General features: G+C 67.4%; 22 protein-coding genes. 13 read left to right on the forward strand and 9 right to left on the reverse strand.

What is annotated here, in order from left to right; translation table 11 throughout:
• The first annotated feature begins 53 nt into the window (after window positions 1–53).
• The 4 genes from ACQP1G_RS10380 (at window position 54) to ACQP1G_RS10395 (ending at window position 5,383) form a co-directional block, all read left to right on the forward strand.
• Window positions 54–1,115, forward strand: a complete 1,062-nt coding sequence (locus tag ACQP1G_RS10380; protein ID WP_433208365.1) for a methionine synthase — start codon at window positions 54–56, stop codon at window positions 1,113–1,115.
• Window positions 1,116–1,252: 137 nt separating this feature from the next.
• Complete coding sequence (gene ligA, locus ACQP1G_RS10385) at window positions 1,253–3,364, forward strand: NAD-dependent DNA ligase LigA (RefSeq protein ID WP_433201472.1); 2,112 nt, start codon at window positions 1,253–1,255, stop codon at window positions 3,362–3,364.
• Between the two features lie 94 nt (window positions 3,365–3,458).
• Window positions 3,459–4,157, forward strand: coding sequence for an SDR family NAD(P)-dependent oxidoreductase (locus ACQP1G_RS10390; RefSeq protein ID WP_433201475.1), 699 nt, complete (start codon window positions 3,459–3,461; stop codon window positions 4,155–4,157).
• A gap of 74 nt (window positions 4,158–4,231) precedes the next feature.
• A complete protein-coding gene (locus ACQP1G_RS10395) occupies window positions 4,232–5,383 on the forward strand; it encodes an S-adenosylmethionine:tRNA ribosyltransferase-isomerase (RefSeq protein ID WP_433208368.1) in 1,152 nt (383 codons plus the stop codon).
• Window positions 5,384–5,409: 26 nt separating this feature from the next.
• Here ACQP1G_RS10395 and ACQP1G_RS10400 read toward each other — a convergent pair whose 3' ends face one another.
• Window positions 5,410–5,775 (reverse strand): hypothetical protein, encoded by a 366-nt coding sequence (locus ACQP1G_RS10400; RefSeq protein ID WP_433201478.1) that lies wholly within the window; start codon window positions 5,773–5,775, stop codon window positions 5,410–5,412.
• Between the two features lie 179 nt (window positions 5,776–5,954).
• Between ACQP1G_RS10400 and ACQP1G_RS10405 the strand changes: the two genes are divergently transcribed.
• From ACQP1G_RS10405 to ACQP1G_RS10415, 3 genes are all read left to right on the forward strand, one after another.
• On the forward strand, window positions 5,955–7,199 hold the full coding sequence (locus ACQP1G_RS10405) for an AAA family ATPase (protein ID WP_433201481.1): 1,245 nt from the start codon (window positions 5,955–5,957) through the stop codon (window positions 7,197–7,199).
• 54 nt (window positions 7,200–7,253) lie between these two features.
• Window positions 7,254–7,598 carry a hypothetical protein gene (locus ACQP1G_RS10410; protein WP_433201484.1) on the forward strand — a complete coding sequence of 115 codons (345 nt, stop codon included), beginning with the start codon at window positions 7,254–7,256 and terminating at the stop codon, window positions 7,596–7,598.
• Window positions 7,599–7,723: 125 nt separating this feature from the next.
• Window positions 7,724–8,233: a GNAT family N-acetyltransferase gene (locus ACQP1G_RS10415; RefSeq protein ID WP_433201487.1), complete on the forward strand. Its 510-nt coding sequence runs from the start codon at window positions 7,724–7,726 to the stop codon at window positions 8,231–8,233.
• A gap of 15 nt (window positions 8,234–8,248) precedes the next feature.
• Here the strand turns inward: ACQP1G_RS10415 and ACQP1G_RS10420 are convergent, their stop codons facing one another.
• Window positions 8,249–8,899: an amino acid-binding protein gene (locus tag ACQP1G_RS10420; RefSeq protein ID WP_433201490.1), complete on the reverse strand. Its 651-nt coding sequence runs from the start codon at window positions 8,897–8,899 to the stop codon at window positions 8,249–8,251.
• Between the two features lie 295 nt (window positions 8,900–9,194).
• Between ACQP1G_RS10420 and gatC the strand changes: the two genes are divergently transcribed.
• Both gatC and gatA read left to right on the forward strand, forming a co-directional pair.
• Window positions 9,195–9,494, forward strand: a complete 300-nt coding sequence (gatC, locus tag ACQP1G_RS10425; RefSeq protein WP_433201493.1) for an Asp-tRNA(Asn)/Glu-tRNA(Gln) amidotransferase subunit GatC — start codon at window positions 9,195–9,197, stop codon at window positions 9,492–9,494.
• Window positions 9,491–11,017 (forward strand): Asp-tRNA(Asn)/Glu-tRNA(Gln) amidotransferase subunit GatA, encoded by a 1,527-nt coding sequence (gatA, locus tag ACQP1G_RS10430; RefSeq protein WP_433201495.1) that lies wholly within the window; start codon window positions 9,491–9,493, stop codon window positions 11,015–11,017. The genes gatC and gatA overlap by 4 nt, the downstream gene beginning before the upstream one ends.
• Window positions 11,018–11,117: 100 nt before the next feature.
• On the opposite strand, the gene ACQP1G_RS10435 is transcribed toward gatA, so the two are convergent.
• Window positions 11,118–11,963: an SDR family NAD(P)-dependent oxidoreductase gene (locus tag ACQP1G_RS10435; protein WP_433201498.1), complete on the reverse strand. Its 846-nt coding sequence runs from the start codon at window positions 11,961–11,963 to the stop codon at window positions 11,118–11,120.
• Between the two features lie 107 nt (window positions 11,964–12,070).
• Between ACQP1G_RS10435 and ACQP1G_RS10440 the strand changes: the two genes are divergently transcribed.
• Window positions 12,071–12,706: a TetR/AcrR family transcriptional regulator gene (locus tag ACQP1G_RS10440; RefSeq protein ID WP_433201501.1), complete on the forward strand. Its 636-nt coding sequence runs from the start codon at window positions 12,071–12,073 to the stop codon at window positions 12,704–12,706.
• A 371-nt stretch (window positions 12,707–13,077) separates the two neighbouring features.
• Here the strand turns inward: ACQP1G_RS10440 and ACQP1G_RS10445 are convergent, their stop codons facing one another.
• The 3 genes from ACQP1G_RS10445 to ACQP1G_RS10455 are packed head-to-tail and all read right to left on the reverse strand — an operon-like array spanning window position 13,078 to window position 15,821.
• A complete protein-coding gene (locus ACQP1G_RS10445; RefSeq protein ID WP_433201504.1) occupies window positions 13,078–13,524 on the reverse strand; it encodes an SRPBCC family protein in 447 nt (148 codons plus the stop codon).
• A 60-nt stretch (window positions 13,525–13,584) separates the two neighbouring features.
• Window positions 13,585–15,042, reverse strand: coding sequence for an alpha/beta-hydrolase family protein (locus ACQP1G_RS10450; protein ID WP_433201507.1), 1,458 nt, complete (start codon window positions 15,040–15,042; stop codon window positions 13,585–13,587).
• Window positions 15,039–15,821 (reverse strand): hypothetical protein, encoded by a 783-nt coding sequence (locus ACQP1G_RS10455; RefSeq protein ID WP_433201510.1) that lies wholly within the window; start codon window positions 15,819–15,821, stop codon window positions 15,039–15,041. The genes ACQP1G_RS10450 and ACQP1G_RS10455 overlap by 4 nt, the downstream gene beginning before the upstream one ends.
• Before the next feature lie 169 nt (window positions 15,822–15,990).
• On the opposite strand from ACQP1G_RS10455, the gene ACQP1G_RS10460 reads away from it, so the two are divergent.
• Both ACQP1G_RS10460 and ACQP1G_RS10465 read left to right on the forward strand, forming a co-directional pair.
• On the forward strand, window positions 15,991–17,226 hold the full coding sequence (locus ACQP1G_RS10460; RefSeq protein ID WP_433201513.1) for a sensor histidine kinase: 1,236 nt from the start codon (window positions 15,991–15,993) through the stop codon (window positions 17,224–17,226).
• Between the two features lie 167 nt (window positions 17,227–17,393).
• Window positions 17,394–18,059: a response regulator gene (locus ACQP1G_RS10465; protein WP_433201516.1), complete on the forward strand. Its 666-nt coding sequence runs from the start codon at window positions 17,394–17,396 to the stop codon at window positions 18,057–18,059.
• Here ACQP1G_RS10465 and ACQP1G_RS10470 read toward each other — a convergent pair.
• Window positions 18,056–18,961, reverse strand: coding sequence for a hypothetical protein (locus tag ACQP1G_RS10470; protein WP_433201519.1), 906 nt, complete (start codon window positions 18,959–18,961; stop codon window positions 18,056–18,058). The two genes, ACQP1G_RS10465 and ACQP1G_RS10470, sit on opposite strands and share 4 nt — an antisense overlap.
• A 244-nt stretch (window positions 18,962–19,205) precedes the next feature.
• Here ACQP1G_RS10470 and ACQP1G_RS10475 point away from each other — a divergent pair, with 244 nt between their 5' ends.
• The gene (locus ACQP1G_RS10475; protein ID WP_433201522.1) at window positions 19,206–21,293 is read left to right on the forward strand and encodes a protein kinase domain-containing protein; all 2,088 of its coding nucleotides are present in this window, start codon (window positions 19,206–19,208) and stop codon (window positions 21,291–21,293) included.
• Between the two features lie 68 nt (window positions 21,294–21,361).
• On the opposite strand, the gene ACQP1G_RS10480 is transcribed toward ACQP1G_RS10475, so the two are convergent.
• Complete coding sequence (locus tag ACQP1G_RS10480; RefSeq protein WP_433201525.1) at window positions 21,362–23,854, reverse strand: FtsX-like permease family protein; 2,493 nt, start codon at window positions 23,852–23,854, stop codon at window positions 21,362–21,364.
• Window positions 23,851–24,567, reverse strand: coding sequence for an ABC transporter ATP-binding protein (locus tag ACQP1G_RS10485; RefSeq protein WP_433201528.1), 717 nt, complete (start codon window positions 24,565–24,567; stop codon window positions 23,851–23,853). Before ACQP1G_RS10485 ends, ACQP1G_RS10480 begins: the two co-directional genes overlap by 4 nt.
• Between the last annotated feature and the right edge of the window lie 38 nt (window positions 24,568–24,605).

The following is a 24,605-nucleotide window of genomic DNA, read 5'->3' on the forward strand; positions in this document are numbered from 1 at the left end:
ATCCACCACACAATGGGGTGCAAACCCCGCATAGGGGCAGCGCAGTGAGCGAAATCGCCAGGGAATCGGGCGAAGTCGACGCGAAGGAACCCGTGCGGATTCCCGGCGGAATCGCGACGGCCGTCGGGTCCTGGCCGGGTACCGATCCGCGCGAGGCCGCGGCCACGATCATCGGTGAGTTACCCGAGCTGCCGCATCTGGTCGAACTGCCCGGGCGTGGTGCGGGTTCGGACATGATCGGCCGCGTCTGCGCGCTGTTGGTCGACATGCGATTCGACACCACGACCCGGGGTTATCGGCTGGCGCCCCGGCCGGGTGCGGTCTCCCGGCGTGCTCGCGATCTGCTCAGGTCGGATCTCGATGCGCTCGAAGAGGCCTGGGAGACAGCGGGTTCGGCAGGTGCTGGCCGCACGGTCAAGCTGCAGGCCACCGGCCCGCTGACCCTGGCCGCCCAACTCGAACTCCCCGGCGGACACCGCGTACTCACCGATTCCGGTGCGGTGCGCGATATTTCGGAATCCCTCGCCGAGGGGCTCGCGCTACACGCGAGTGAGGTGCGTAAACGCCTCGGCGCGCAAGTCGTTCTGCAACTGGATGAACCGTCGCTGACCGACGTTCTGAACGGCTCGCTGCGCGGGGTGAGCATCCTCGAAACGGTGGGTGCCGTACCCGAACCGGAGGCTCTCGCGGTCCTCGATGCGGTGATCAGCGCGCAATCGGCGCCCGTTCTGGTGCACAGCTGCGCCGATTCGCCCGCGTTGTCCTTCTTGCGTGCAAGTGCGGCCGCCGCGATCGGCTTCGATCTGGCTACCATCGCCACCCGCAACCTGGACGATATCGGTGAAATCCTCGACGCGGGAAAGCAAGTGGCGCTCGGCCTGGTGCCGACCACGGCCCCGGTCGGACCCGCGACCTGGCGCGATATCGCCGAGCCCGGCGTCCGCTTGGTCGACCGCCTCGGCCTGCGCCGCTCGACCCTCGCCAACCAAATCCTGGTCGCGCCCGCCTGCGGCTTAGCCGGTGCCCCGCTCGAATGGGCCCGCCGAGCCCTTCGCCTGTCCACAGAGGTAGCCCGCGCCTACGCCGAAGAACCCGAATCGCTCGACTTCACCTGACGCGCACAGCGACGCGATCCATGCGATGAGTCCGGCGGCGGGCGCTCTCTCCGACTGCATCCGCTCCCGGAATAGTTGTCCGCGACGTGCGGGAATGTGGCGGTTTTATGTCGGTGGGCTCGACTACTGTGCGTTGGGTGAGTGACAGCGACATTGCGGCGGACCCGGCGACGGCGGAGCAGCGGGTGGAGTGGCGGCGGCTTGCGGACGAGGTTCGGGAGCACCAGTTCCGGTACTACGTACGGGACGCGCCGATCATCTCCGATGGCGAGTTCGACAAGCTGCTGCGGCAATTGCAGGCGCTCGAGGATGCGCATCCGGATCTGCGGACGCCCGATTCACCGACCCAGCTGGTCGGTGGTGGATTCGCGACGGATTTCACCGCCGTCGACCATCTGGAGCGGATGCTGTCGCTGGACAATGTCTTCGACTTCGACGAACTGCGCACCTGGGCGGGCCGGGTGGAGGCCGAGACCGGGTCGAATCTGCACTATCTGTGCGAGGTGAAGATCGACGGTGTCGCACTGAACCTGGTCTATGAGAACGGGCGGCTGGTCCGCGGCGCGACCCGCGGCGATGGGCGTACCGGCGAGGACGTCACGCTCAACGCGCGCACCATCGAGGACATCCCCGGCGAACTCACGCCGACCGACGAGTTTCCGGTCCCGGAGCTGCTCGAAGTGCGCGGTGAGGTGTACTTCCGGCTGGAGGATTTCGAAACGCTCAACGCCGCGATCGTGGCCGAGGGCAAACCGCCGTACGCGAATCCGCGCAATACCGCGGCGGGCTCGCTGCGGCAGAAGGATCCGGCGGTCACCGCGCGGCGTCGGCTGCGGATGATCTGCCACGGCTTCGGGCGCATCGAGGGATATGCCCCGACCTCACAGCACGAGGCATATCGAGCCCTGGCCGCCTGGGGACTGCCGGTCTCCGAGCACACGAAGCTGGTACAGGGCATCGACGCGGTGATCGAGCGCGTCGACTACTGGGGCGAGCACCGCCACGATATCGAGCATGAGATCGACGGTCAGGTGATCAAGGTCGACGAGATGTCGCTGCAACGGCGTCTCGGGTCCACCTCGCGTGCCCCACGCTGGGCGATCGCCTATAAATATCCGCCGGAGGAGGCGACGACCAAGCTGCTCGGAATCGAGGTGAACGTCGGCCGCACCGGCCGGGTCACCCCGTTCGCGGTGATGGAGCCGGTTTCCATCGCGGGTTCCACGGTCGCGCGGGCCACCTTGCACAATGCCTCCGAGGTGAAGCGCAAGGGCGTGCTGATCGGTGACACCGTCACCATCCGCAAGGCGGGGGACGTCATCCCCGAGGTGCTCGGCCCGGTGGTGGACGCCCGCACCGGCGACGAGCGCGAGTTCGTCATGCCGACACAGTGCCCCGAATGCGGTACGGAGTTGGCGCCGGAGAAGGAGAGCGACGCCGATATTCGCTGCCCCAACGGGCAATTCTGCCCGGGACAGCGGCGGGAGCGGCTGTTCTACATCGCGAGCCGTCGGGTCTTCGATATCGAGGCGCTCGGCTATGAGGGCGCCGTGGACCTGCTGCGATCGGGCGCGATCACCGATGAGGGTGATCTGTTCGACCTCGATGAGGCACGGCTGCTGACCACCTCGCTATACGCGAATATGGACGGCACATTGTCCGCGAACGGCAAGCGCCTGCTGGAGAATCTGCAGGCCGCCAAGGACCGCCCGCTGTGGCGAGCTCTGGTCGGGCTGTCCATCCGACACGTCGGTCCGACCGCCGCGCGCGCGCTCGCCACGGAATTCGCCAGCATGGACCGCATCGAGCAAGCATCGGCCGAGGAATTCGCCGCCGCCGACGGGGTCGGTCCGACCATCGCGAATGCGGTGGTGGACTGGTTCACCGTCGACTGGCGTCGCGCGATCGTCGACAAGTGGCGGGCGGCGGGTGTGCGGATGGCCGATGAGCGCGACGCGTCCATCGAGCGGACGCTGGAGGGCCTATCGATCGTGGTGACCGGTTCGCTGGAAGGATTTTCGCGCGACGGTGCCAAGGAGGCGATCCTGGTGCGCGGCGGCAAGGCCGCGGGCTCGGTGTCCAAGAAGACCGCGTTCGTGGTGATCGGTGATTCGCCGGGGTCCAAGGCCGCGAAGGCGGAGGAACTCGGCGTGCCGATCCTCGACGAGGACGGATTCCGCAAGCTGCTCGAAGAGGGCCCGGCGGCGGTGACCCCGGACGCCGAAGCAGACGCCGAAGCAGAAGGATAAGGCGGGCGATGTATGCCGTCGGCGAACAGTCCTTGACCTGAACCTGACTCGAGGTATGACGATCGACTGGTAGGTAACTATCAGGAGATTCGATATGACTCACCGCTCTACCGCTCTGATCACCGGTGCTTCGGCGGGATTCGGTCTGGCTCTGACGCGTGCGCTCATCGGACGCGGTTGGCGGGTGATCGGCACCGCCCGCCGCGCCGACCGGCTCGATCGGGCGGAGTCCGAACTGGGCGAAACATTTCTCGCAGTGCCGGGCGATATCACCGATCCGGCGCATCGCGCCGAACTGGCCGAGATCGCCGGTGGGTTCGGACATCTCGACCTGCTCGTGAACAATGCGAGCAGGCTCGGGCCGACTCCGATGCCGCGGCTGTCCGACTATCCGCTCAATGAGCTCGAGTTGGTGTACCGCACCAATGCCATTGCCCCGCTCGCAGTTCTGCAGTTCGCGCTGCCACTGCTCGGCGCGGACGGTATCGCGGTGAACATCAGCTCCGACGCGGGCGTCGAACCGTACCCGAATTGGGGCGGTTACGGCTCCTCGAAGGCGGCGCTGGATCAGCTCACCGCCATTCTGGCCGCCGAACATCCGGACCAGTCGATCTATACCTTCGATCCCGGCGATATGCGCACCGAAATGCACCAGGCCGCATTTCCCAGTGACGATATCTCCGATCGCCCCGAGCCCGAGACCGTGGTGCCCGCGCTGCTGCGGCTGATCGAGCAGCGGCCGAAGAGCGGCCGATACACCGCAGCCGATTTCACCGCGGGAGTCGCCAAATGAGTGCCGCATCGCGAAGCGATTCGATGAACGGTGGTGGCCGGGAGACGGGTGGTGCGGTATCGCGAAGCGATTCGATGAGGAGTGCCGGTCGGGCGACGGGTGGGCACGCAGTATCGGGAAGCGATTCGGCTGAGCTGACGACGCTGACCGAATGGGCCGATGTGCTACCGCCCGAACGCAATGCCGCCGCCCCGCCGGAGGCGCGCGGTCTGGCCCGCGACGAGGTCAGAATGCTGGTATCCGCGGATCGCCTCACCCACACCAGATTCCACGAGCTGCCACAGCAGCTGAATGCGGGTGACCTTGTGGTGGTGAACAATTCGTCGACCCTGGCCGCCGCGGTCGACGCCGTACTCGACGACATCCCGGTCACGCTGCACCTGTCCACCTGGCTCAACGCGCCCGTCGACGGGGAGACGGCGGCCAGCGGTCCACCCGATACCTTCGGCGGCTGCGACGGACTCTGGGTGGTGGAGGTGCGCACCCGCGAACGCACGCCCTACACAGGTGGCCTGTACGCGGGCAACGAGATCCAGCTGCCGGACGGTGCCACGGCCACCCTTCGCGAACCCTGGCTGCCGGGTGCGCGCCGACTGTGGATCGCCGAACTCACCGCGGATCCGACCTGGCTGCTGGCGACCCACGGCCACCCGATCACTTATTCGTATGTGCCACAACGTTGGTCGCCGTCGTACTACACGACCGTCTTCGGTCGCATTCCGGGCAGCGCTGAAATGCCGAGCGCGGCACGCCCGTTCACGCAACGGCTGGTGCTCGATCTGGTGACCTCGGGTATCGCGATCGCGCCGATCACCCTGCACACCGGTGTCTCCTCGCCCGAGGCGGGCGAACCGCCGAGTCCGGAGCGTTTCGTGGTACCGGCGACAACGGCACGTCTGGTGAACGAGACCAGGGCGGCGGGCGGCCGCATCATCGCGGTCGGCACCACGGTCACGCGAGCCCTGGAAACCACTGTCGACCACCGCGGCACGGCGCATCCGGCTCGGGGATGGACCGAACTGGTGCTCGGCCCACAACGCCCCGCGCGGGTGGTCGACGGCATCATTACCGGTTGGCATGCGCCCGGCGCGTCGCATCTGGATCTACTCGTCGCGGTCGTGGGCGAGACCGCGGTCCATGCGGCCTATGCCACCGCGCTCGACAGCGGCTATCTCTGGCACGAGTTCGGCGATAGCGCGCTGCTGCTCGGCGCTGGTCGACGTTAGGTCGAGCAGTACCGGACGGGCCGATGCTAGGAGGCCGTAATGCTCACTGTGGAGTCGAGCTGACCACCGACCTCGATCCGCCCGCACTGACCGTTGCTCAGATCGAGATGGGCGGTCCTTGTCTTGGTGCGGCTCTTCTGGATGGTGGTGTCGACGACGACCTGGATCCCGCTCGTCGAGCACACCTTCACCAGCGCGGGTGATCCGGTGAAGCTGGAGGTGCCGCCGCCCTGACAGGTGTTGGTCTCGTCGTGGAAGAAGATCCGCGCGGTACCGTCCGGGCAGGGCGCCTCGGCGGCGGCCTGCGGTGGGCCGAGCACGACCAGCGGGCCGAGTGCGAGTGCGGCAGCGACGGAGCCGCGGGCCACAAGACGACGAACCGTCAGTTCCATCGTTAACCATCCCTCATCGAAAACATGTCCGGCAGATGCCAGCGGGTAGCCGCGGCGCCAGCATGATAACGCGCGACGTGCGCATTTGTCCGCCGGAAGCCCGGCGAGCGCAGTGTGTCCCGGCCCGTGACGTGGGTGGCGGTGTCGCGGTCGGATGGGCGAACCGACAGGATGGCGGGATGCTGCGCAGTTTTCAGGTGACGAATCACAAATCGCTGGCCGAACGGCAGGACTTGCGATTGAGCCGGGGGAGTGGACCGGTCGCGGTGCCGGTGACCGCGGTGCACGGGGCGAGCGCGACGGGCAAGACGAGTCTGATCGATGCGCTGGGGCAGATGCGCGATGCAGTGCTGAATTCGGTGACCGGCTGGGATCCGTATGCCGGGCCGGTGCGCGCGCCACATCGCGGATTCCCGGATCGCCCTTCGGAATTCGTGGCGAGCTTCGTCGCGGAGGGCGTGCCGTATACCTACGGGTTCCGGTTGGACAATGCGGATGTGATGGCCGAATGGCTCTACACCCATCCGCGCTCGCGTAAGCGAATCGTCTTCGAGCGCAACGGCGAACAGATCAAGATCGGCCCTATGTTCGAGGCCGCGCGCTACGGCATCGCGGCGCTGCTACCGCTGGTGCGCCCGAATGCGTTACTGCTCAGTCTCGCCGGGCAGATGTATGCCGAGGCATTGGTGCCCGCGTATCGATGGTTCTCCGCGATGCTCGAGATGCAGCACGGTGCCGTCGATGCCGCGGCGGTGGCGCATCGACTCGGCAGTCATCTCTCGGCGGCCCCGGATCACGCGGTGCGGCTGCTCATGCTGCTGCGCACCGCCGAACTCGGCATCACCGATCTGCTGATCGCCGAACCCGATCCGATGTACGCGGACTATCTGCGCGAACTGGACGCCGATATCGCGGGCACGGCGAAACAGGTGGAGCTGTGTGCCACCTCGCCGGGACATGCTGACCAGTTGCTGCGGGACAATGGCGTCACCGAGGTCATGCTCGAGCGCGAGCTCAGCAATCTGAAGGCCGCGCGCGATGCCCTCTACACCCGGATGGTCGAGCGCCGCGGCGTCGGGCTCGGGCTGGTGCACGCCGGGATCGATTCCGCCTTCGATATCACCGACGAATCCGCCGCCACGCTCTCGATGCTGCGTCTGCTGCCGACCATGCTCGACGCACTCGACTCCGGCCGGGTACTCGCGATCGACGATATCGGCGCGCAGCTGCCGGTCGAGGAGACCGACCGGCTGATCCAGCTCTTCCAGAATCCGGAGACGAACTCCCGTGGTGCGCAACTGATCTTCACAACGAACAACCGCGCGCTCATCGATCGGGCGAATGGGCGCTCACAGCGCACCCGCACCGCGGTCTGGCAGATCCGTCGCACCGAGCACGGCACCAGCGAACTCGCCGCACTGTAGTCCGCCGAGGATGCTCGGTTCGGTGCGCGTGCCCGGACCAATAGCATGGGTGACATGGTGCAGTTCGCGATGCTGGTGATCATGGTCGGCGCGCTGGTGGCGATGGTCATGCTCTATCTGCGTGGACGCAACGTGTTCCGAGTGGCGAATCCGGAGTCGGGAACGCTCTATGTCACCGGGGTGAGTCCGCGGCCGGACGCGACCGGTGAGCAGTACGTGACCATCACCGGCAACCTGACCGGCCCGTCGGTGCCCGGCACCGTGGTCTACGGCCGTATGGCCTGGGATGTGAACGATTGGCCCGCGATCGGCGATCTGATCCCGGTCGTGTATCCGGCCGGCAAGCCCGAACGCTGGCAGATCTCGCACCCGGGCGCGCGTCCGGGTCTCGGCTCCTGACCCGGCCCGACCGGTGCCTCGGCGGGTGGCGGGCGCCGAGTTGGCGGCTCCGCGCGGCGAGTAAGTCGGTCGATTGATCGACCAGGTTGTTGCGGAGCGGCTGCTGGGCGACGGAGGATGCCGGTATGGATGCGAAGGATTGCGAACTCGTCGTCCGAACCGCTCGTCCGGACGAGTACGGTGCGGTCGGTGACCTGACGGTCGAGGTGTATGTCGGTGAGGGCTACGTGCGCGGCGGTAGTCCGTATGTCACCGACCTCGCCGATATCACCCATCGCGCGGGCGTGGCGCAGGTGCTGGTCGCGGTGCACGGCGACCGGGTGGTCGGCTCGCTCGCGGTCGCCCGACCCGGGACACCCTATGCCGAGATCGCCCGGCCGGGTGAGCTGGAGTTCCGTATGCTCGCCGTCGCGAAGTCGGCGCGCGGTCTGGGCGCGGGATCGGCATTGATACGTACCGTCATCGAGATGGCCAGCGCCGAATCCTTTGATGCCGTGGTACTTACCACCATGCCCGCCATGGTCGACGCGCGGCGGATCTACGACCGCTTCGGTTTCGTCCCCGCACCGCAACGGGATTGGACGACCGAGGCGGGTGAGTGGTTGACCGTGCTGCGATTGGATCTCCCGGCCTGATCCATTCGAGCGTGCTCAGCCCAATGTGGTTGCGACGATCCCGGCCAGGTAACCGAGCCGCGCCACCTCGGACGGGCGGAAGTCGGGTCCACCAGGTCGCCCGAGCAGTAGCACCTTGCCGGAATTGCCGAGCGGCGCGGCCGCCAATTTGGTGTCCATATCGCGCCAGATCTGCGGGACCCAATCGGCTTCGGGGTCGAGGACGGCGGGCTTCTCCAGCGGCATCCACGGGGCCGAACCCGCCTGCGTCTGCGGCGCGGATTGGCTGCCGACGACGCGGTAGGCGCCCTGCGGGCCCATATCGATAATGGTGCTCCAGCCGACCCGAAGTACGCGCGGCACGCCGTCGACTAGCACCTGCAGCCGGTCGTCGCGGGCGCTGGCGACCTGGTCGATCAGTTCGAGTTCGCGATGGGTGTCCAGTACGCCGGAATACGGCCGGATGGAGTCCACGTGCACATCGCCGATCGATTCGGCGGCGGTGATCAACGTATCCGGTAGCGCACCCTGCGGTACCTCGACGACGAGATCGTCGACTGCGAAACCCGCGCCCCGCTCGACCACGTCGAGGGAGAGGATGTCGGCGCCGACGGAGCCCAGCGCGAGCGCGAGCGCACCGAGGCTTCCCGGTCGATCCGGAAGTTGCACGCGGAGCAGGTATGACACGCGCGTTCCTTTCCTTGGCGGCCGAGGCTCTCAAACGAATACCCGGGTCACGCAATACTTACACCCCCGAGTCCCGGTTATCGACTCGAAGTTCTGCTAGTGACGGATGCCATAGCGTGAATTCGCGCGGATCCGGCGTGTCACGCTAGTGGGTGGGGTGTGTCGCCGCACGCCCGGCTCCTCTGAAAGTCGCGCCGACCCTTTCGAGCGACCTGGAAGCAGTCGCTACGGTCGATGGTCGCTAGGCTATTCGGTGGCCGTTCACCAAGCTCAACCATGCCGAAAGGGGTCCGCGGTGCCCGCCATCTCCCGCGACGAGGTCGCACACCTCGCCCGGCTGTCCAGGCTCGCCCTGTCCGAAGCCGAACTCGATCAGTTCGCCGGTCAGTTGGATTCGATCCTGAGTCACGTGCGGACCGTCTCCGAGGTCGCCGCCGCCGATGTGCCCGCGACCGCGGCGCCGAATCCGGCGACGAATGTGACGCGTCCGGATCAGGTCGTTCCGTGCCTCACCCCGGAGGCGGCGCTGTCCGGCGCTCCCGCGGTCGAGGACCAGCGGTTCCTGGTTCCGCAGATTCTGGGAGAAGGCGAATGAGTACAGCATCGCGCAGCGATTCCACGAGTGGTGGCGGTCGGTCGACGGGTGGGCCGGACCTGACCGCACTGTCGGCTGCCGAGCTGGCGGAGAAGATCCACGGTCGTGAAGTGACCTCGGTGGAGGTCACCCAGGCACATCTGGATCGGATCGCCGCCGTCGACGGCGAGTACCACGCGTTCCTGCACGTGGCCGGGAACGAGGCGCTGAGCGCTGCCGCCGCGGTGGACGCCGCGTTGGCCGCTGGCAATGCGCCCGCCTCGCCGCTGGCCGGAGTTCCGTTGGCGCTCAAGGACGTTTTCACCACCACCGATATGCCGACCACCTGTGCCTCGAAAATTCTCGAGGGCTGGGTCGCGCCCTATGACGCGACGCTGACCACCCGGTTGCGCGCCGCGGGCATCCCGATCCTCGGCAAGACCAATATGGACGAGTTCGCCATGGGCTCCTCCACCGAGAACTCGGCCTTCGGCCCGACCCGTAATCCGTGGGATACCACCAGGATTCCGGGTGGTTCGGGCGGTGGCTCGGCGGCCGCGCTGGCCTCGCACCAGGCGCCGCTGGCGATCGGCACCGATACCGGCGGGTCGATTCGGCAGCCCGCCGCGGTGACCGCGACCGTCGGCACCAAGCCGACCTACGGCACCGTCTCGCGGTTCGGTTTGGTCGCGTGCGCGTCATCGCTGGACCAGGGCGGCCCATGCGGTCGCACCGTACTCGACACCGCACTGCTGCACGAGGTGGTCGCCGGATACGATCCGCGCGACTCCACCTCCCGCGATGTGCCGGTGCCGCCGGTGGTGGCCGCGGCACGTCAGGGCGCCAATGGTGATCTGCGCGGTGTGAAAGTCGGTGTGGTGAAGGAACTTCACTCCGACAGCTACCAGCCGGGTGTCATCGCATCCTTCGATGCGGCGGTCGCTGTGCTGAAGGAGTTGGGCGCCGAGGTGGTCGAGGTGTCCTGTCCGCACTTCGAATACGCGCTGGCCTCCTACTACCTGATCCTGCCGAGCGAGGTGTCCTCGAACCTGGCGCGCTTCGACGCCATGCGCTACGGACTGCGCGTCGACGACGACGGCAACCACAGCGCCGAGCAGGTCATGGCCGCCACCCGTGCGGCCGGATTCGGCCCGGAAGTCAAGCGCCGCATCATGATCGGCACCTACGCGTTGTCGGCCGGTTACTACGACGCCTACTACGGTCAGGCGCTCAAGGTGCGCACGCTGATCGCCCGCGACTTCGACAAGGCCTACGAGCAGGTCGATGTTCTGATCTCCCCGACCAGTCCGTTCACCCCGTGGAAGCTGGGGGAGAAGGTCGACGATCCGCTGGCGATGTACCTCTCGGACCTGTGCACCCTGCCGACGAACCTGGCCGGACATCCGGCGATGTCGGTGCCGTCGGGGTTGAGCAAGGACGACGGAATGCCGGTTGGTCTGCAGATCATGGCGCCCGCTCTCGCCGATGATCGGTTGTACCGCGTCGGTGCGGCGTACGAGGCCGCGCGTGGGCCGGTCGCCTGACGGCGTGTAGTGGCGTGGCAGTGGCCCGAGCGCCCATTCTCGTCTCGAATCCGCGGGATTTCGACGGGACTGGGCGCTCAGTGCATGGCTGTACCGCTCACTATGCGGGCCAGCTGAATTCCGGATCCGTCAGATAGTCCTGACGCCGCTGATCCAGCGCCATCGCCACCATTTGGTGCGCACCAGGTCCGATCACCTTGCGCACCGGAGGATTCGGCATGTTCACCAGCGCGATCAGTTCTGCCGCGGCGACTTCCGGTGCGGCCTCGACCCATTCGGACTCGACATCGGTCACCGGCGGTGGGGTGGTCGGCTCCGGGTAATCCGGCATGCCGAGGATGCCGGTGCGCAGTTCGGCATAGGCCGGGAGTGCCGTCGCGAATTTCATGCTCGACTTCGCCCAATCGGTGTCGAAGCCGCCCAGCTGTGCCAGCGTGACGTGAATTCCGAAGGGCCGCAGCTCATCCGCGAGTGACGCGCCGAAGCCCTCCAGCGCCCATTTGCTCGCGTTGTACATGCTGAACAGCGGCAGGCTGCCCACCGCGCCGACAGTCGAGATCTGCACGATGTGCCCCGATCCCTGCTTGCGCAGATGCGGTACCGCCGCTTGCGAAACCCATAGCGCGCCATAGAAATTGGTATCCAGCTGGGCGCGGATCTCGGCCTCGGTCAGTTCCTCGACCGCACCGACCAGACCGTATCCGGCATTGTTCACGATCACCTCGATGCTGCCCGCGATCTCGAATGCCTTGTCCACGGCGGCGATCGCGCGGCCGCGGTCGCGAACATCCAAGGGCAGCACCGTCAATCGGTCATTGTCGATATCGGCCATGGACCGTGGGTCGCGAGCGGTCGCGACAACGCGGTCGCCATCGGCGAGCGCGGCGAGGGTGAACGCGCGCCCGAGTCCGCGGTTGGCGCCGGTGATGAACCATGTTCTGGTCATATCGTTCCTTTCATCGCGAGACGCTCCGTCTCGTTGGACGAATGTGCCAAGCCGATGAGGTTTTGTCAAGACGAGACGTTTCGTCTCGTTGCGGCTAGAGTCTCGGCATGGCCAAAACACCCGGCGGCAAGTCGCCCGACGTCGGAACAACGTCCAACGCTGGACTGCCGAGCGCCGCCCGGCGCAGCGAACGCGCCCGTGCGGCAATCCTCACCGCCGCTGCCGAACTGATCCGCGAGCTGCCCTACGTGAAGCTGAGCGTGGAGGCAATCGCATCGCGCGCCGGTGTCGGCAAGCAGACGATCTACCGCTGGTGGCCATCGAAGGGCGCGGTCGTCTTCGACGCGATGCTCGAACTCTATTCGGGCCCGGATGGTCTGGTCCTCCCCGATACCGGCGACATCCGCGCGGACCTGCGCGAACTGCTCCGCGGCGCGATCGCCGAGCTGACGGATCCGAGTTTCGAGGCCTTCCTGCGGGCGATGTACATCGAGATCCAACAGGACCAGGAACTCGCTACCGCCTATCGTGAGCGACTCCTGCTGCCACAGCGAGCCGCCATCGCCGAACGCCTGTCCGCCGCCGTCCGAGCCGGGCAGCTGCGTCCCGACCTCGATCCGGACTTCGCCGTCGACCTGCTCCTCGGCCCCATCCAATCCCGCTGGTCCCTGGGCCTCCCGGGCCTGACCGACTCCTACGCCGAGGCCACCCTCGAAGCCGCCCTGGCCCACCTCGCGCCCTGACCGACCGCCCGCCGCACCTTTTCTCAGGGTGGCGCCCGCATGGGGTGTGGATCCGAGAAGGAGTGCTGATCAAGGTGGTTCGGCTCGCGGTGTCGAGCGCTCGGGCGGGGGTGATACGAGACAGCCCTCCGCCGTTGCCATGGCGGGCAGTGTGGGTCGGGTTAGCGGATGTCGGCGAGGTCGACGGTCGCGGCCATGGCGCGATAGCCGGAGTCGTTGGGGTGCAGGTGATCTCCGCTGCCGAAGGCCGCGGCGAGGCGCGTGCGGTCGCTGCGGCTCCCGCAGACCTTCCCGTATGCGACCCGGCGTGTTGTGCGGTGAGTTGTTGTGCGGGAGCGCGGAGGGTGTGCGGGAGCGACGCGTGCGGGAGATCAGTGGGCGCGCAGGGTTTCGGCTTGTTTCTGGATGCCTGCGGTCATGCTGGCGAAGCCGCGTTGCAGGTTCTTGCCGAGGAGGGCGACGACGAGGGGGTGCAGCCAGCCTGCGAGTTCGAAGTGGGATTCGTAGCGGGTGCGGTCCGGGCCGAGCGGTGTCACCTTGTGCGAGCGCAGGCTGTGCAGGGTTCCGAGCGGGACCGGTTTCATCGAGTAGCTGAGTTCGGTGCCCGGGGTATGTGAGACCATCCATTCGCGTTGGCGTCGCGGACTGGAACCGGAAAGCGCGACCAGCATGTCGATCGGTTCGCCGGGGACGAGCGTGCTGCGGCATTCGATGCAGAAGGGGTTCCACTCGCCGTAGCGGGGGAGGTCGGTGATCACCTGCCACACCAGTTCGGCGGGGGCGTCGATCTCGACGGTGGCATCGATGACAAAGGACATGGTTAGCAAACTAGAACAAGTTCTAGGGCTGATCAAGCCTTCGAACTGCGCCATCGCGGTTCAGCAGGTGCCCATCGCGGTGCCCTGGTCGGTGCCGTAGCGGTGGCCGTGGCCCGGCGGCGCGTTCAACGCGGCGAGCAGGTCGGTGCTGGTCTGCAGGAAGCTGACCACCGGAAGCCATTGCGGGACAGGGGCATCCACCCGGACATCGCGAAGTGCGGGTGCCCGCCACAGTAGCGACGGCGACCAGTGCACCACCGGGTCGGAGCTATTGGCCAGCACCGTCGCGCCCGCACGATGCACCTGACCGGCGGGTGGACCCGCCCAGAGCGTGGCACAGGTGCGGCGGTCCTGGTCGGCGTCGTCGGCGAAGATCGAGCTGCCGCCGAGAGCGCCGAGGCTCTGCCCGTAGACGTAGAACTCGGGCTTGTGGTCGAGTGTGCCGATGCGTCGCTCCACGGCGGTGAACAGCGCACGCGCGGCCGCGATCGCATCATCGCGGCCGAAGAGGAAGCTCACCCAGCTGGGGGCGTACGAGTACTGCATGCCGAGGAGTGCGACGTCGCCGCCGAAGCGTTCGTAGAAGCCGCGGACCGCGTTCGCATCGATCCACCCCGACCCGGTCGGTACCGCGAGCACGATATTCGAGCGCTCCAGTCCGCCGGAGCGTTCCAGCTCCCGAATCGCAAGCGCCACACGGGAATCGAGATCCGGCGCGGAGTCGAGCCCGACGTACACCCGGACGGGTCCGGCCGGGGATCCGGTGACGAACTTGCGCCCTTCCGCACCGAGGGAAGGCCAGCTGATGGCCGATTCGGAGCTGCCGGAGCGGGCGTAGGAAACCGGTTGTACCAGTTCGGGATCGACCGTCGCATTGGCGGCGGCATAGGCGCTGCGCCGCCAGTCGACCGCCGCGGGCACGCCGATGAGATAGAGCACCGCCGTCGCGACCGCGGTCACCGCGATACTGCGCGCCCAGCCCAGTTTCCGCGCGATCCACCCGGTGGCGTGTGCTGTTCCGGCGAATATCCCGACGATCAATCCCGACATCAGGACCCAGTGCAGCCAGTAGTCCGGACCGATGAGCGCCGTGCCCATCGCCGTGCGCAGCTGGTTCTGCCAATGATTCGCGTTCGCGGCCGTGCCGAGGGCCGCAAGGGTGGTCAGACCCAGCAGTGACGTGCGGAACCGAGTCAGCCGATAGTTGATGTCGAAATCCCAGCGCCGCAACGCAAAACGCAGAACACCCGCGATGCCGAGCGCAATGGCGGCCAACAGGCCGGTCAGCACGGCCTGGGCACTCGGGGTGCGCGGCAGCAGGCCGGGTGCCAGCGATACCATTGTGCCGAGCCCGATTCCGAGCGTCGTGCCGATACGCGGTCGCAGCGCTCGGCGAAACACGGCGGTCGCCAGCGTCTTCCAACGAGGTGACGGGCCATTCGGACCGGTCACGGCCGGTGTGTCCTCGGCGGCATCACCCGCGACGGCAGCCGGTCTGGTCGTTGTCAACGTGCTCATGCGTGAACCCCCGGTGCGCCGATGTGATTCGAAATCCTGCCGGGTGCCGGAACATCGACCTTGCGTTCGCGCCGCCGGACCGACGGCAGCACACCGGCCAGCACCGCTGCGAGACCGACCACACCGCCAGCGGCAATCCAGGCCGGCCACCTGTTGCGGCTCCCGGAACTCTCCGCGCCGAGCGCGGATTCGATCACCGGCACCCCGTAGTCCTGCCGCCGCGAATTCAGATCGACGAAGGTGTACGCGATACGCGCCATCGCATTGCAGCGAGCGCGGGAGAACGCGTCGTCGCGGCTCGCGCACGCCTCGTGCATATGCGTGGCGAGGGTCGCGTCGAGGGCCTGCCTGGCCCAACCGGTCAGCGGCTGTTCGTGCTCGCCCGCGTAGCGCAACAGGTCGTACCCCAGATCGTGTGCCTTGCACGCGGTTTCGAATTCAGCGGGCAATGTCACCGGCGACGAGCAGTCCCCACCGGGATTCACCAGCAGCCCGTCGACGACAGTCGGCTGATAACCGAACCGATCCGCGAAATCGGCGGGAATCGCGGCAGCCGATCCCGGCCCACCCGAGGTCAGATCGACGACCGCCGCACCGGCCGAGGCGTTCTCCACCGGCTGGTGCACGGAGGCGGCATGCGTCGCGGGCGCCAGCACAATGGTGGCCGCCATGGTGGTCAGTGCGGCCGCGGTCAACGCGGCGCAGCGCCGTGCCGTGGGTTGGGCTCGGGCATCGTGTGCCCCGGCGTCGGCCCGCCGCGCGGTGTTCGGTGTGCTCATGGTGCTCGACGCTATGAATCCAGCCCGCCATGTCACCTCACGCCGCGGTGGGGTTTCCCGGGCCGTGCCGACGGGTGAGTACCCGCGCTTCCTCCCGCTGCGGTACTGGAGCGGATTTCACCCGTGGGTATGAGGACGTGGACCGCCCGGAGTTCCTACTGTCGTAGACATGGAAAATCAGCGTGGCCGGACCAAGGGGATGAACGCGCGAATGTGGTTCGATGCGTTCACCGTGCTCGTGGCGGTGGTCTTCTACGCCGTCGCGTGGCCGACGCTGCACGTCACCCACGTCGTACCGGTGGCGGTGCAGCCGTTCATCGCCGCGCTGGCCGCTTTCCCGGTCCTGCTGATCCGGCTCAACCCGGCGCTCGGCTGGGCGATTTCGGCGGGCTCCGCCCTGATCATCGCACTGGCCATTCCGCATCAGCCGGGCAATGAGCTCCCGATTCAGGTCGTGCACATCCTGTGCCTGTTCGCGCTGCTGTTCGCGGTGGCCCTGCGTGCGCCGGTGCCGATCGTCGCCGTCGCCTGGGGCGCGACCTCGCTCTTGCTTGCCACGACGATGTCCGGTGACGGCGGCCAACTCTCGGGCGGTGCCTGGGCCTGGCCGATCGCCTTCGCTGCGGTCGTGCTCTTCGCCATGCTGGTGCGCTGGCTGGTGCAGTCGCGCAAACAGTTGCTGGCCCAGGAGGAGGAGAACGAGCTGGAGCGGGCCCGCCGCGCCATCCTCGAGGAGAAGGCCCGGATCGCCCGCGACCTGCACGATGTGGTCGCCCACCACATGTCTCTCGTCGTGGTGCAGGCCCAGACCGCGCCGTACCGGGTCGAGGGCGTGACCCCGGCGGCCCGGGCGGAGTTCGAATCCATCGGCGCGACCGCCCGCGAGGCGTTGAACGAGATCCGCGGCATGCTCGGCGTGCTGCGCAGCGACGGTCAACTGCCCGACCACGCGCCGCAACCCAAGGCCGCCGATGTGCTCGGCCTGTTCGAGGCCGCCCGTCGTGCCGGTGTGCGCATCGACTGGACGGTCGACGGACTGCTGGATCCGGTTCCGGATGCGGTCGGCCTCGCGCTGTACCGAATCGTCCAGGAATCGCTGTCCAATGCCTCCCGGCACGCACCGGGCGCTCCGGTCCGGGTATCGATCGTGATCGGGACCGCCGCACTGCACCTGAGCGTCGGCAACGACCTCAGCGCCACCATGGCCCGCCCGGTCGGCAACGGCGGTCACGGTCTGGCCGGAATGCGGGCCAGGGCACTCGCTGTCGGCGGCGAGGTTTCCGCGGGTCCACGCGCCGACGGCGGCTTCGAGGTCCGGGTCCGCCTGCCGATCGGCGCGGAGCCGGTACCGGCCGAGTTCGATTCGGTGATCACCGCCGCGATCGGCCCGGCCGAGGACGTGTGAGCGAGTCTTCGAACGCACCTCCAGGGCAACTGATTTCGGACGAATACGGCAAGCTCGTCGGGTACACCCCAGAACTTGCCGGATGCTCGACGCGGGACTTGTGTGTGACGTAGGTGGCATCCGACTTGTCCGGCCGGGGTAGGCGGGGAGGCGGATAAGGTGTGGTGGTGGCAATTACCGTTCTGATCGCCGACGACCAGGCCATGGTGCGCCAGGGTTTCGGCGCCCTGCTCGCCGCCCAATCCGATATCAGCGTGGTCGGTGACGCGCCCGACGGGAAGGTCGCCGTAGCCGAGGCCAAGCGGCTGCGTCCGGATGTGGTGCTGATGGATGTGCGCATGCCGGAGATGAACGGACTCGACGCCGCGCGCGCCATTCTGGCCGCCGGATTCGACCCGCCGGTGCGGGTGCTCATGCTGACCACCTTCGATATCGACGATTACGTCTACGAGGCGTTGAGCATCGGTGCCAGCGGATTCCTGCTCAAGGACGCGCCTGCCGAGGAGTTGGTGCGGGCCGTGCGCGTGGTCGCCGACGGTCAGGCGCTGCTCGCCCCGACGGTCACCCGGCGGCTCATCGCCGATGTCACCCGGCGCCGCACCGCCAGCCGCGTCAAACCCGCACCCGCGCTGGCCGCGCTGACGCCGCGCGAACGCGAGGTGCTGGAGCTGATCGCCAAGGGGATGTCCAATACCGAGATCGCCGAATCCCTGTACGTCGCCGAGCAGACCGTGAAAACCCATGTCTCCAAGGTGTTCTCGAAGCTGAATCTGCGCGACCGAGCGCAAGCTGTTGTGCTCGCCTACGAATCCGGTCTGGTCACCCCGGGCTAGCGCAGCTTCTGGCACTTACCGCCGTTGAGATCGTCGAGGTGCCGCGAGAGCAGCCGGGCCAGCCGGTCGAGCAGGGCGGTCGCATCCTCGAAGCTGCCCGAATCCGCTTGTGCGGCAAGGGCTACCGCGACACCGCCGGATCGGGTCGGCACCAAGCCGAACTGGCGGACGGTGTAGACGCCGGTATCGTCGTCGGGCCCCCAACCGCCCTTGAATTCGGTGCCCTCGATCGTGCCGAGGCCCCACCGCTGTTCCGGGGTGATCTGTTCCATCAGGCTGACCACGGTGTCGGTCTCGGGCAGGCACGGCAACTGCGAGGCGAAGCGGGCCTGATTGGCCAGTGTCCATTCGGTCGCCCCGAATGCGGTGTAGTCGAGACTGGTCTTCGGTCCGGACACGTTGGTGAGTGCGTCACCGGCCTCGTCCAAGACCTCCTGGACGGCATGGGCGGCATCTTCGCCGTCACCGAGGGACTGCCACAGCGCCTCGGCCGCATCGTTATCCGAGACGGTGATCGCCTCGTGTGCGTATTCGAAGACGCCGTCGTTCGGGTCGTGCCGCAGCGCCGCGATGGCCAGCGGGACCTTGATGGTGGACCAGGCGATGCCGGTGGTCCAGTCGCCGAAGATGGTCATCCGGCCGCCGCCGACCGGCATGATCGCCATCCCGACCTGGCCCGTCAGATTCGGCTGCAGTTGGGTGAAATCGGCGGCCAGCGAATCGGGCCGCGAGATCGACCAGCCCGGATGCCAAGATCCGGGGCGTTCGACGGGTAGCGTCGGCTCGTTCGGGGAACTGTGTGTGTCGGGCAGAAGCGAACAGGAGGTCAGTGTGAGCAATGCGGTGAGTGCCGCACCGCGCAGCACCACCCGGTAATTCGCCATCGTTTTCGTAGACCTCACCGCCGTGTCCTCCCCACCACCACAACATGACACCCGTTGTTCCATCGGCGGTGCAAAAAACATCCTCGTCACTCCCGTCCGGTCGGTGACCGGACGTCGGGCGATCAGCATCGGTCCATCACACAACTGACACGGCACTGACGCCCTGTTGATAGTTTCGCCGATTTTCCCGGAGAATTCGAAACAGCGTGGCCAACGGGCTACCCGGTAGGCTCACAACTCTGTTTACGCACTCGGACGACCGATGTCCGGGGGCCGCAGTCACCTGAAGGGGGTCGCGTTGCTGAACAGCGGTGAGGTGTTCGCCGGGTTCACCGTGGAGCGGCTGCTCGGACAGGGTGGTATGGGCTCGGTGTACCTGGCCCGACACCCCCGGCTCGGTAAGCAGACTGCGCTGAAACTGCTGAATCGGGAGCTGTTCACCGACGCCGAGGTGCGTGCGCGCTTCGACCGGGAGGCCGATCTGGCGGCGCATCTGGACCATCCGAATATCGTCGCCGTCTACGACCGCGGCTCCGAGGACAACCAGCTCTGGATCTCCATGCAGTACATCGACGGCGTCGACGCCGCGACCGTCGACCCGATGACGCTGCCGCCGGAGCGGGCGGTGCAGATCATCGAGGGTGTCGCGGCCGCATTGGATTACGCGCACGGCATAGGCGTGCTGCATCGGGATGTGAAACCCGCCAACTTCCTGCTGGCCCGCTCCAGCGGCGGACAGGGCGAGCGGGTCTTCCTCACCGACTTCGGCATCGCCCGGCTGCGCGAGGACTCCACGCACCTGACCCAGACCGGGATGTTCAGCGCGACCCTGTCCTACGCCTCGCCGGAACAGATGACCGGCGCCAAACTGGACAACCGCACCGACCAATACTCCCTGGCGTGCGCGCTGTACTGGTTGTTCACCGGTATGGCCCCGTTCGACGCGCCCGACCCGAACGACATCATTCGCGGGCACCTGCAACATCTCGCGGCACCGCTGGCGACCCGGCGACCGGGTTTGAATCCCGCGCTGGACGGCGTGCTGGCCAAGGCGATGGCCAAACGTCCCGAACACCGGTACGCGACCTGTGTCGAATTCGCCGCCGCGGCACGCCAGGCCTTGACTGCGCCGCCGGTCGCGACCGTCCAGGTGAATCCCGGCTTCCCTGTCCCCGGATATCCGGCGAGCATGCCGAATCCTGTCGGATCCGTGCCGCCTGCACCGGCATTCGGTGCGCCCGTGGACGCGACCGCCTTCGTCCAGTCCACGCAGGCCGTCGCGCCCGCCGGATATGGTGCGCCACCACCGGCCGCGGGTTTTCCGGGGTCGCCGATACCGCCGGGGGCGTCGCCGCAGGCTGGAGGCTATTCGGCGGCACCGGCGCAGCAGGCGGCACCGCCACCGTCCGGGGTACCCGCGGCGCCGGGGCCCTCGATGCTGGGCGCACCCGCACCGGGGCAGCCGTCGCAAGTGCCGCCCATGCAGGCCCTACCGGCGCAGGGCCAGCCAGCTCAGGTGCCGCCGATGCCGGGCGCACCTGCGCAAGGTGTGCCGACTCAGGGGCCGCCGCCTGCCGCGGGTCCGATGCCGCCCGGTGCCGTGCCGCCGCATGGGGCGCCGTTCGGGCCGAATGGCGGTGGCCCGCATCCGACTCCGGACCGCAGCCGGAGTACGGCGATGCTGCTCGGCTGGATGGCCTGCGGCATTGTGGTCGCGGTGATCGCCGTCATCGGCACCCTCGTCACGGTCGGCTGGCAGTCCGAAGAGCCGGACAATGCCGCGGTGCCGCCACCCGCCGCCACCTCCACCGCGGCGGCCGCCACATCCGATGCCCTGGCGAAGAGCCGCAGGTTGTTCCCCAATCTGGTGCCGCAGGGCAAGGACAGCCACGGCGAGGCCTATCAAGACGCCCGCTGCTTCGCGGCGAAGGCCGGAGAGCAGTTGCGGGTCGAGGACGGTCCGTTGAAATCCAGTCCATGGGTCGGCGCGTGGCAATGCGATCGCGAGACGCGGACCAGCACCCAGATGAGCTACACGATCCTCGAATACACCTCCGCCGCCGACGCACGGGCCGTGGTCCAGGCCTTACCCGCAAATGTCGCGACCGCGGAGAAGAAGAGCGGAGTCCCGGTCAACACTCACCGGTGGGTAGTGGAGGATCCGCCGGGCCCACTTCAGCCGTACTACCACACAGCCAAGCTGGTGGTGAGCTTCGAATCCGATGCCGCCCGCTCGAATTTCCTGGTGTACGTGAGCAATTACGGCACCTCCGGCGCCGCACAGACCATCCCGCCGACCCCCTCGGCCCAGGACGCCCTCACCGCATGGTGGGATGCGGCACCGCTGTAATCGCCTGTCGGACAGCCGAATAGGGCTGCTCGCACGCCCATCCGGCACGCGGGCAGCCCTGATCGAACTCAGTCGACCGCCAATGCGTCCACGATCGGCATTCGGGCGGCGCGCAGTGCGGGGGGAATCGACCCGAGTAGCGCCAGTGCCAGCGCGGCGGTGCCGTAGACCAGCAGCATCGGGCTCGGCTGGTACACGATGTCGATGGTCATGGCGTGGCCGGTAGCGACGGTCGCCAGATACTGGATCGCCGCGCCGACCGCGAGACCTATTGCCGCGCCGATGAATCCGATGCCGACGGCTTCGGCGAGCACCGAGCGCAGCAGGAATTTGCGGCTGGTTCCCATGGCTCGCAGTACGCCCAGTTCACGACGGCGTTCCAGGACCGAGAGCATCAGCGTGTTCAGCAGTGCCACGGTGGCCACCAGCACCACGATCCACAGAATGGCGTAACTGATCGCCGTGCCCTGCCGCAGGCTGGAGGAGATGGCGACGACCGCCCGCGCGCCGGTGTCGACATGGATATCCGCTGGTACCACGCGCCGCACGGCGGCTTGCACCGCCGACTTGTCCACGCCCGGTTGGAAATGTATCGCGAGCACGGTTTCACCCGGTCGCTGATACCACGCGCGCAGCTGGTCGAGATTCATCACGACAACGCCCGAGATGGCCGAGATGTACGGAATCACATCCAGCACCCGCACGGTGTGGTTGCCGGTCGGGGTCGGCAGGGTCAATTCGGCCCCGACGCCGACGCCGAGTGATCGCGCGACATCGCGCGAGATCGCCACCCCGTCCCCAGCGGCCAAGTGGGCCATGACTTCTCGACTCACCGAGCCGGTCTCGGATTCGTTCGCCTCGCTCGGATAGCCCTGCAACATCACCCGCCCGGTGCCGAGGGTGGCGAAGGCCATCTGCGCGGGGCCGACCGCCTCGACGCCGGGCACCTGGGCGATCTTCTCGCGTAATCCATTGGGCAGCAACGGCCCCGTCGGGAACTGCTCCATCGAGCTGGTGCTGACGAATAGATCGGTGTCGCCGAAGCCGGCGAAGGAAGCGGTGGCCGAATCGACCATATTGCGTGAACCCCCGCCCATCGCGACGGTGGCGGATACGCCGATCATCACCGTCATCGCGGTGGCCCACACTCGCCGCGGTGCGCGTTCGAGGGTGGTGGCCCCGAGTGTGCCCGGTGCGCCGAAGCGTCCGGCGATTGCCGCGGCACCACGCACGATCGGTCCGGTGGCGGCGAAGCACAGTGCCACTGCCCCCGCATACGACATCGAGATCGCCGCCAGCGATAGGCGGCCGAGATCGGCCTCGGCGATGGCGATCGAGCCGATAACGAGGCCGACACCGAGCGCGATCGAGGTCCAGCGCAGTGCCGCGCTCGTCGCATCGGCGCGCGCCACCCCCACCGGTGCCAGCGCCTCGATCGGTTCGACCTTGTACACCTGGCGCGCCGCGATGGCGGCCGCCATGACGCTGGCCAGCACACAGGCGCCGATCGCCACCGGAATCGCATACCCGGGCACCATATATTCGGTGCGCGCTTCCACCGACTGCATGATGGCGGTGGGAAGTTTGTCGATCGCGACGCCGCCCATGGCGGCACCGACAACCGCGCCACCCACACCGCCGAGCACGCCGAGCAGCGCCGCCTCGACCAGCAGATCACGCACCATCGGCCCGCGCTTGCCGCCGATGGCCCGCAGCATCGATAACACCGGTCGGCGCTGGGCGACGGCCATACTCATCGCGTTGTAGATCAGGAACGCCGAGACGATCAGGGCCGCCGCCGAGGCCATGAGTGTCGAGTACCGCACGATCTGGATGGCGCCGCCGGCCTGTGCCGTGCGCAGCCCGGGATCGGCGACCACGGCGTGGCCCTCGACCACTGTGGTCAGCGTTGCCCGCAATCGGTCGACATCGGTGCCATCGGCCGCAATGACCTGAATCGAGTCCAGGCGCCCGACGCGGTCGGTGAGTTTCTGCGCCAGACCGAGCGGGGCGGCGATGATATGGCCCCCGTTGAGTTGCTCGGAGGTCTTCTTGTCGAGAACCGCTGCGACGGTGACGGTTGCGGAGCCGAGCGGGAACTGTGCACCCTCGGCGCGTCCCATCCCGGATCCGACCAGGACACCGTTCGGCACGGTGAGTAGTTTGCTCGCCTGCGCGGCCATCGGCCCGCCCAATTCACTGCCGAGTGCGGCGATGCTGGCGTCGGCGCCGATCAGCAGCGCCTTATCCGCGCCGGACCCGACCTGCGCGCGCAACATCGGCACTGCCTTGTCGACACCGGGTGTGGTCGCGATCCGTTGTAGTTCCTGCTGATCGAAGCCCGCGTCGGTGATCCCGGTGACCTCGAGCGCGGCCTTGCCGCCGAGACTGCGGGTCAGCCGGTCCACCGATCCGGTGACCGAGCCGGAGATGCTGAACACCGCGACAAGTAGCGAGGCCGAGACGGCCATCACCGTCAGTGACATGAAGGTGCGGCCACGGTGGGCGAGCAGTTCACCGATATTGAACAGTCGCAGCCGATCCCACGCCGCGCCGATCACGCGCGCACCGCTCGCTTCGCGATATCGACCTTGTCATTGGAGCCGATCTGTCCGTCGCGCAACGTGATCACCCGGTCGCAGTATTCGATGGCGCCCATATCGTGGGTCACCATCACCACCGAATTACCGTTTTCAGCGATATCGCCGAGCAATTTCAGGATGGCCGCGCCGGTCTTGGAATCCAGATTGCCGGTCGGCTCGTCGGCCAGGATCAGCGGCGGATCCATGATCAGTGCCCGTGCCACCGCGACCCGCTGCATTTGCCCGCCGGACAACTCGGCCGGCCGATGGGCGGCGCGTTCACCGAGCCCGACCAGGTCGAGCAGCTCCAGTGCGCGCGGCTTGGCCTTGCGTAACCCGGTGCCGTCCAGCAGCTTCGGAATTGCGACGTTCTCCCAGGCGGTGAGGGTGGGCAGCAAGTTGAAGAATTGGAAGATGAAACCGACGCGGTGGCGCCGGAATTCGGACTGCCGCTCGTCGTCCAGGCCACCGATCTCCTCGCCCTGGAATCGGATCGACCCCGTGTCGGGGGTGTCGAGTGCGCCGAGCAGATGCAGCAGCGTGCTCTTGCCCGAGCCGGATGGGCCGATGATCGAGGTGAATTCACCGGATTCGATGCGCAGGCTGATGCCGTCGAGCGCGCGCACCGTCTGTTTGCCGACGCGGTACTCCTTGGTGATGTCGGTCAGTTCCAGCATGGCCTGGTCCGGCATGGCGGTCCCCCACCCTCTTTCGTGCAGTATTCGATCTT

The sequence above is a fragment of the Nocardia sp. CA-107356 genome (assembly GCF_050946365.1).
Taxonomy (GTDB): domain Bacteria; phylum Actinomycetota; class Actinomycetes; order Mycobacteriales; family Mycobacteriaceae; genus Nocardia.

Excerpts from the sequence above, each read along its gene's own strand:
- ACQP1G_RS10390 (WP_433201475.1), top strand. The coding sequence starts at position 3,459 with ATGACTCACCGCTCTACCGCTCTGATCACCGGTGCTTCGGCGGGATTC.
- ACQP1G_RS10395 (WP_433208368.1), top strand. The coding sequence starts at position 4,232 with ATGAGGAGTGCCGGTCGGGCGACGGGTGGGCACGCAGTATCGGGAAGC.
- ACQP1G_RS10400 (WP_433201478.1), bottom strand. The coding sequence starts at position 5,775 with ATGGAACTGACGGTTCGTCGTCTTGTGGCCCGCGGCTCCGTCGCTGCC.
- ACQP1G_RS10405 (WP_433201481.1), top strand. The coding sequence starts at position 5,955 with ATGCTGCGCAGTTTTCAGGTGACGAATCACAAATCGCTGGCCGAACGG.
- ACQP1G_RS10410 (WP_433201484.1), top strand. The coding sequence starts at position 7,254 with ATGGTGCAGTTCGCGATGCTGGTGATCATGGTCGGCGCGCTGGTGGCG.
- ACQP1G_RS10415 (WP_433201487.1), top strand. The coding sequence starts at position 7,724 with ATGGATGCGAAGGATTGCGAACTCGTCGTCCGAACCGCTCGTCCGGAC.
- gatA (WP_433201495.1), top strand. The coding sequence starts at position 9,491 with ATGAGTACAGCATCGCGCAGCGATTCCACGAGTGGTGGCGGTCGGTCG.
- ACQP1G_RS10435 (WP_433201498.1), bottom strand. The coding sequence starts at position 11,963 with ATGACCAGAACATGGTTCATCACCGGCGCCAACCGCGGACTCGGGCGC.
- ACQP1G_RS10440 (WP_433201501.1), top strand. The coding sequence starts at position 12,071 with ATGGCCAAAACACCCGGCGGCAAGTCGCCCGACGTCGGAACAACGTCC.
- ACQP1G_RS10445 (WP_433201504.1), bottom strand. The coding sequence starts at position 13,524 with ATGTCCTTTGTCATCGATGCCACCGTCGAGATCGACGCCCCCGCCGAA.
- ACQP1G_RS10450 (WP_433201507.1), bottom strand. The coding sequence starts at position 15,042 with ATGAGCACGTTGACAACGACCAGACCGGCTGCCGTCGCGGGTGATGCC.
- ACQP1G_RS10455 (WP_433201510.1), bottom strand. The coding sequence starts at position 15,821 with ATGAGCACACCGAACACCGCGCGGCGGGCCGACGCCGGGGCACACGAT.
- ACQP1G_RS10460 (WP_433201513.1), top strand. The coding sequence starts at position 15,991 with ATGGAAAATCAGCGTGGCCGGACCAAGGGGATGAACGCGCGAATGTGG.
- ACQP1G_RS10475 (WP_433201522.1), top strand. The coding sequence starts at position 19,206 with ATGTCCGGGGGCCGCAGTCACCTGAAGGGGGTCGCGTTGCTGAACAGC.
- ACQP1G_RS10485 (WP_433201528.1), bottom strand. The coding sequence starts at position 24,567 with ATGCCGGACCAGGCCATGCTGGAACTGACCGACATCACCAAGGAGTAC.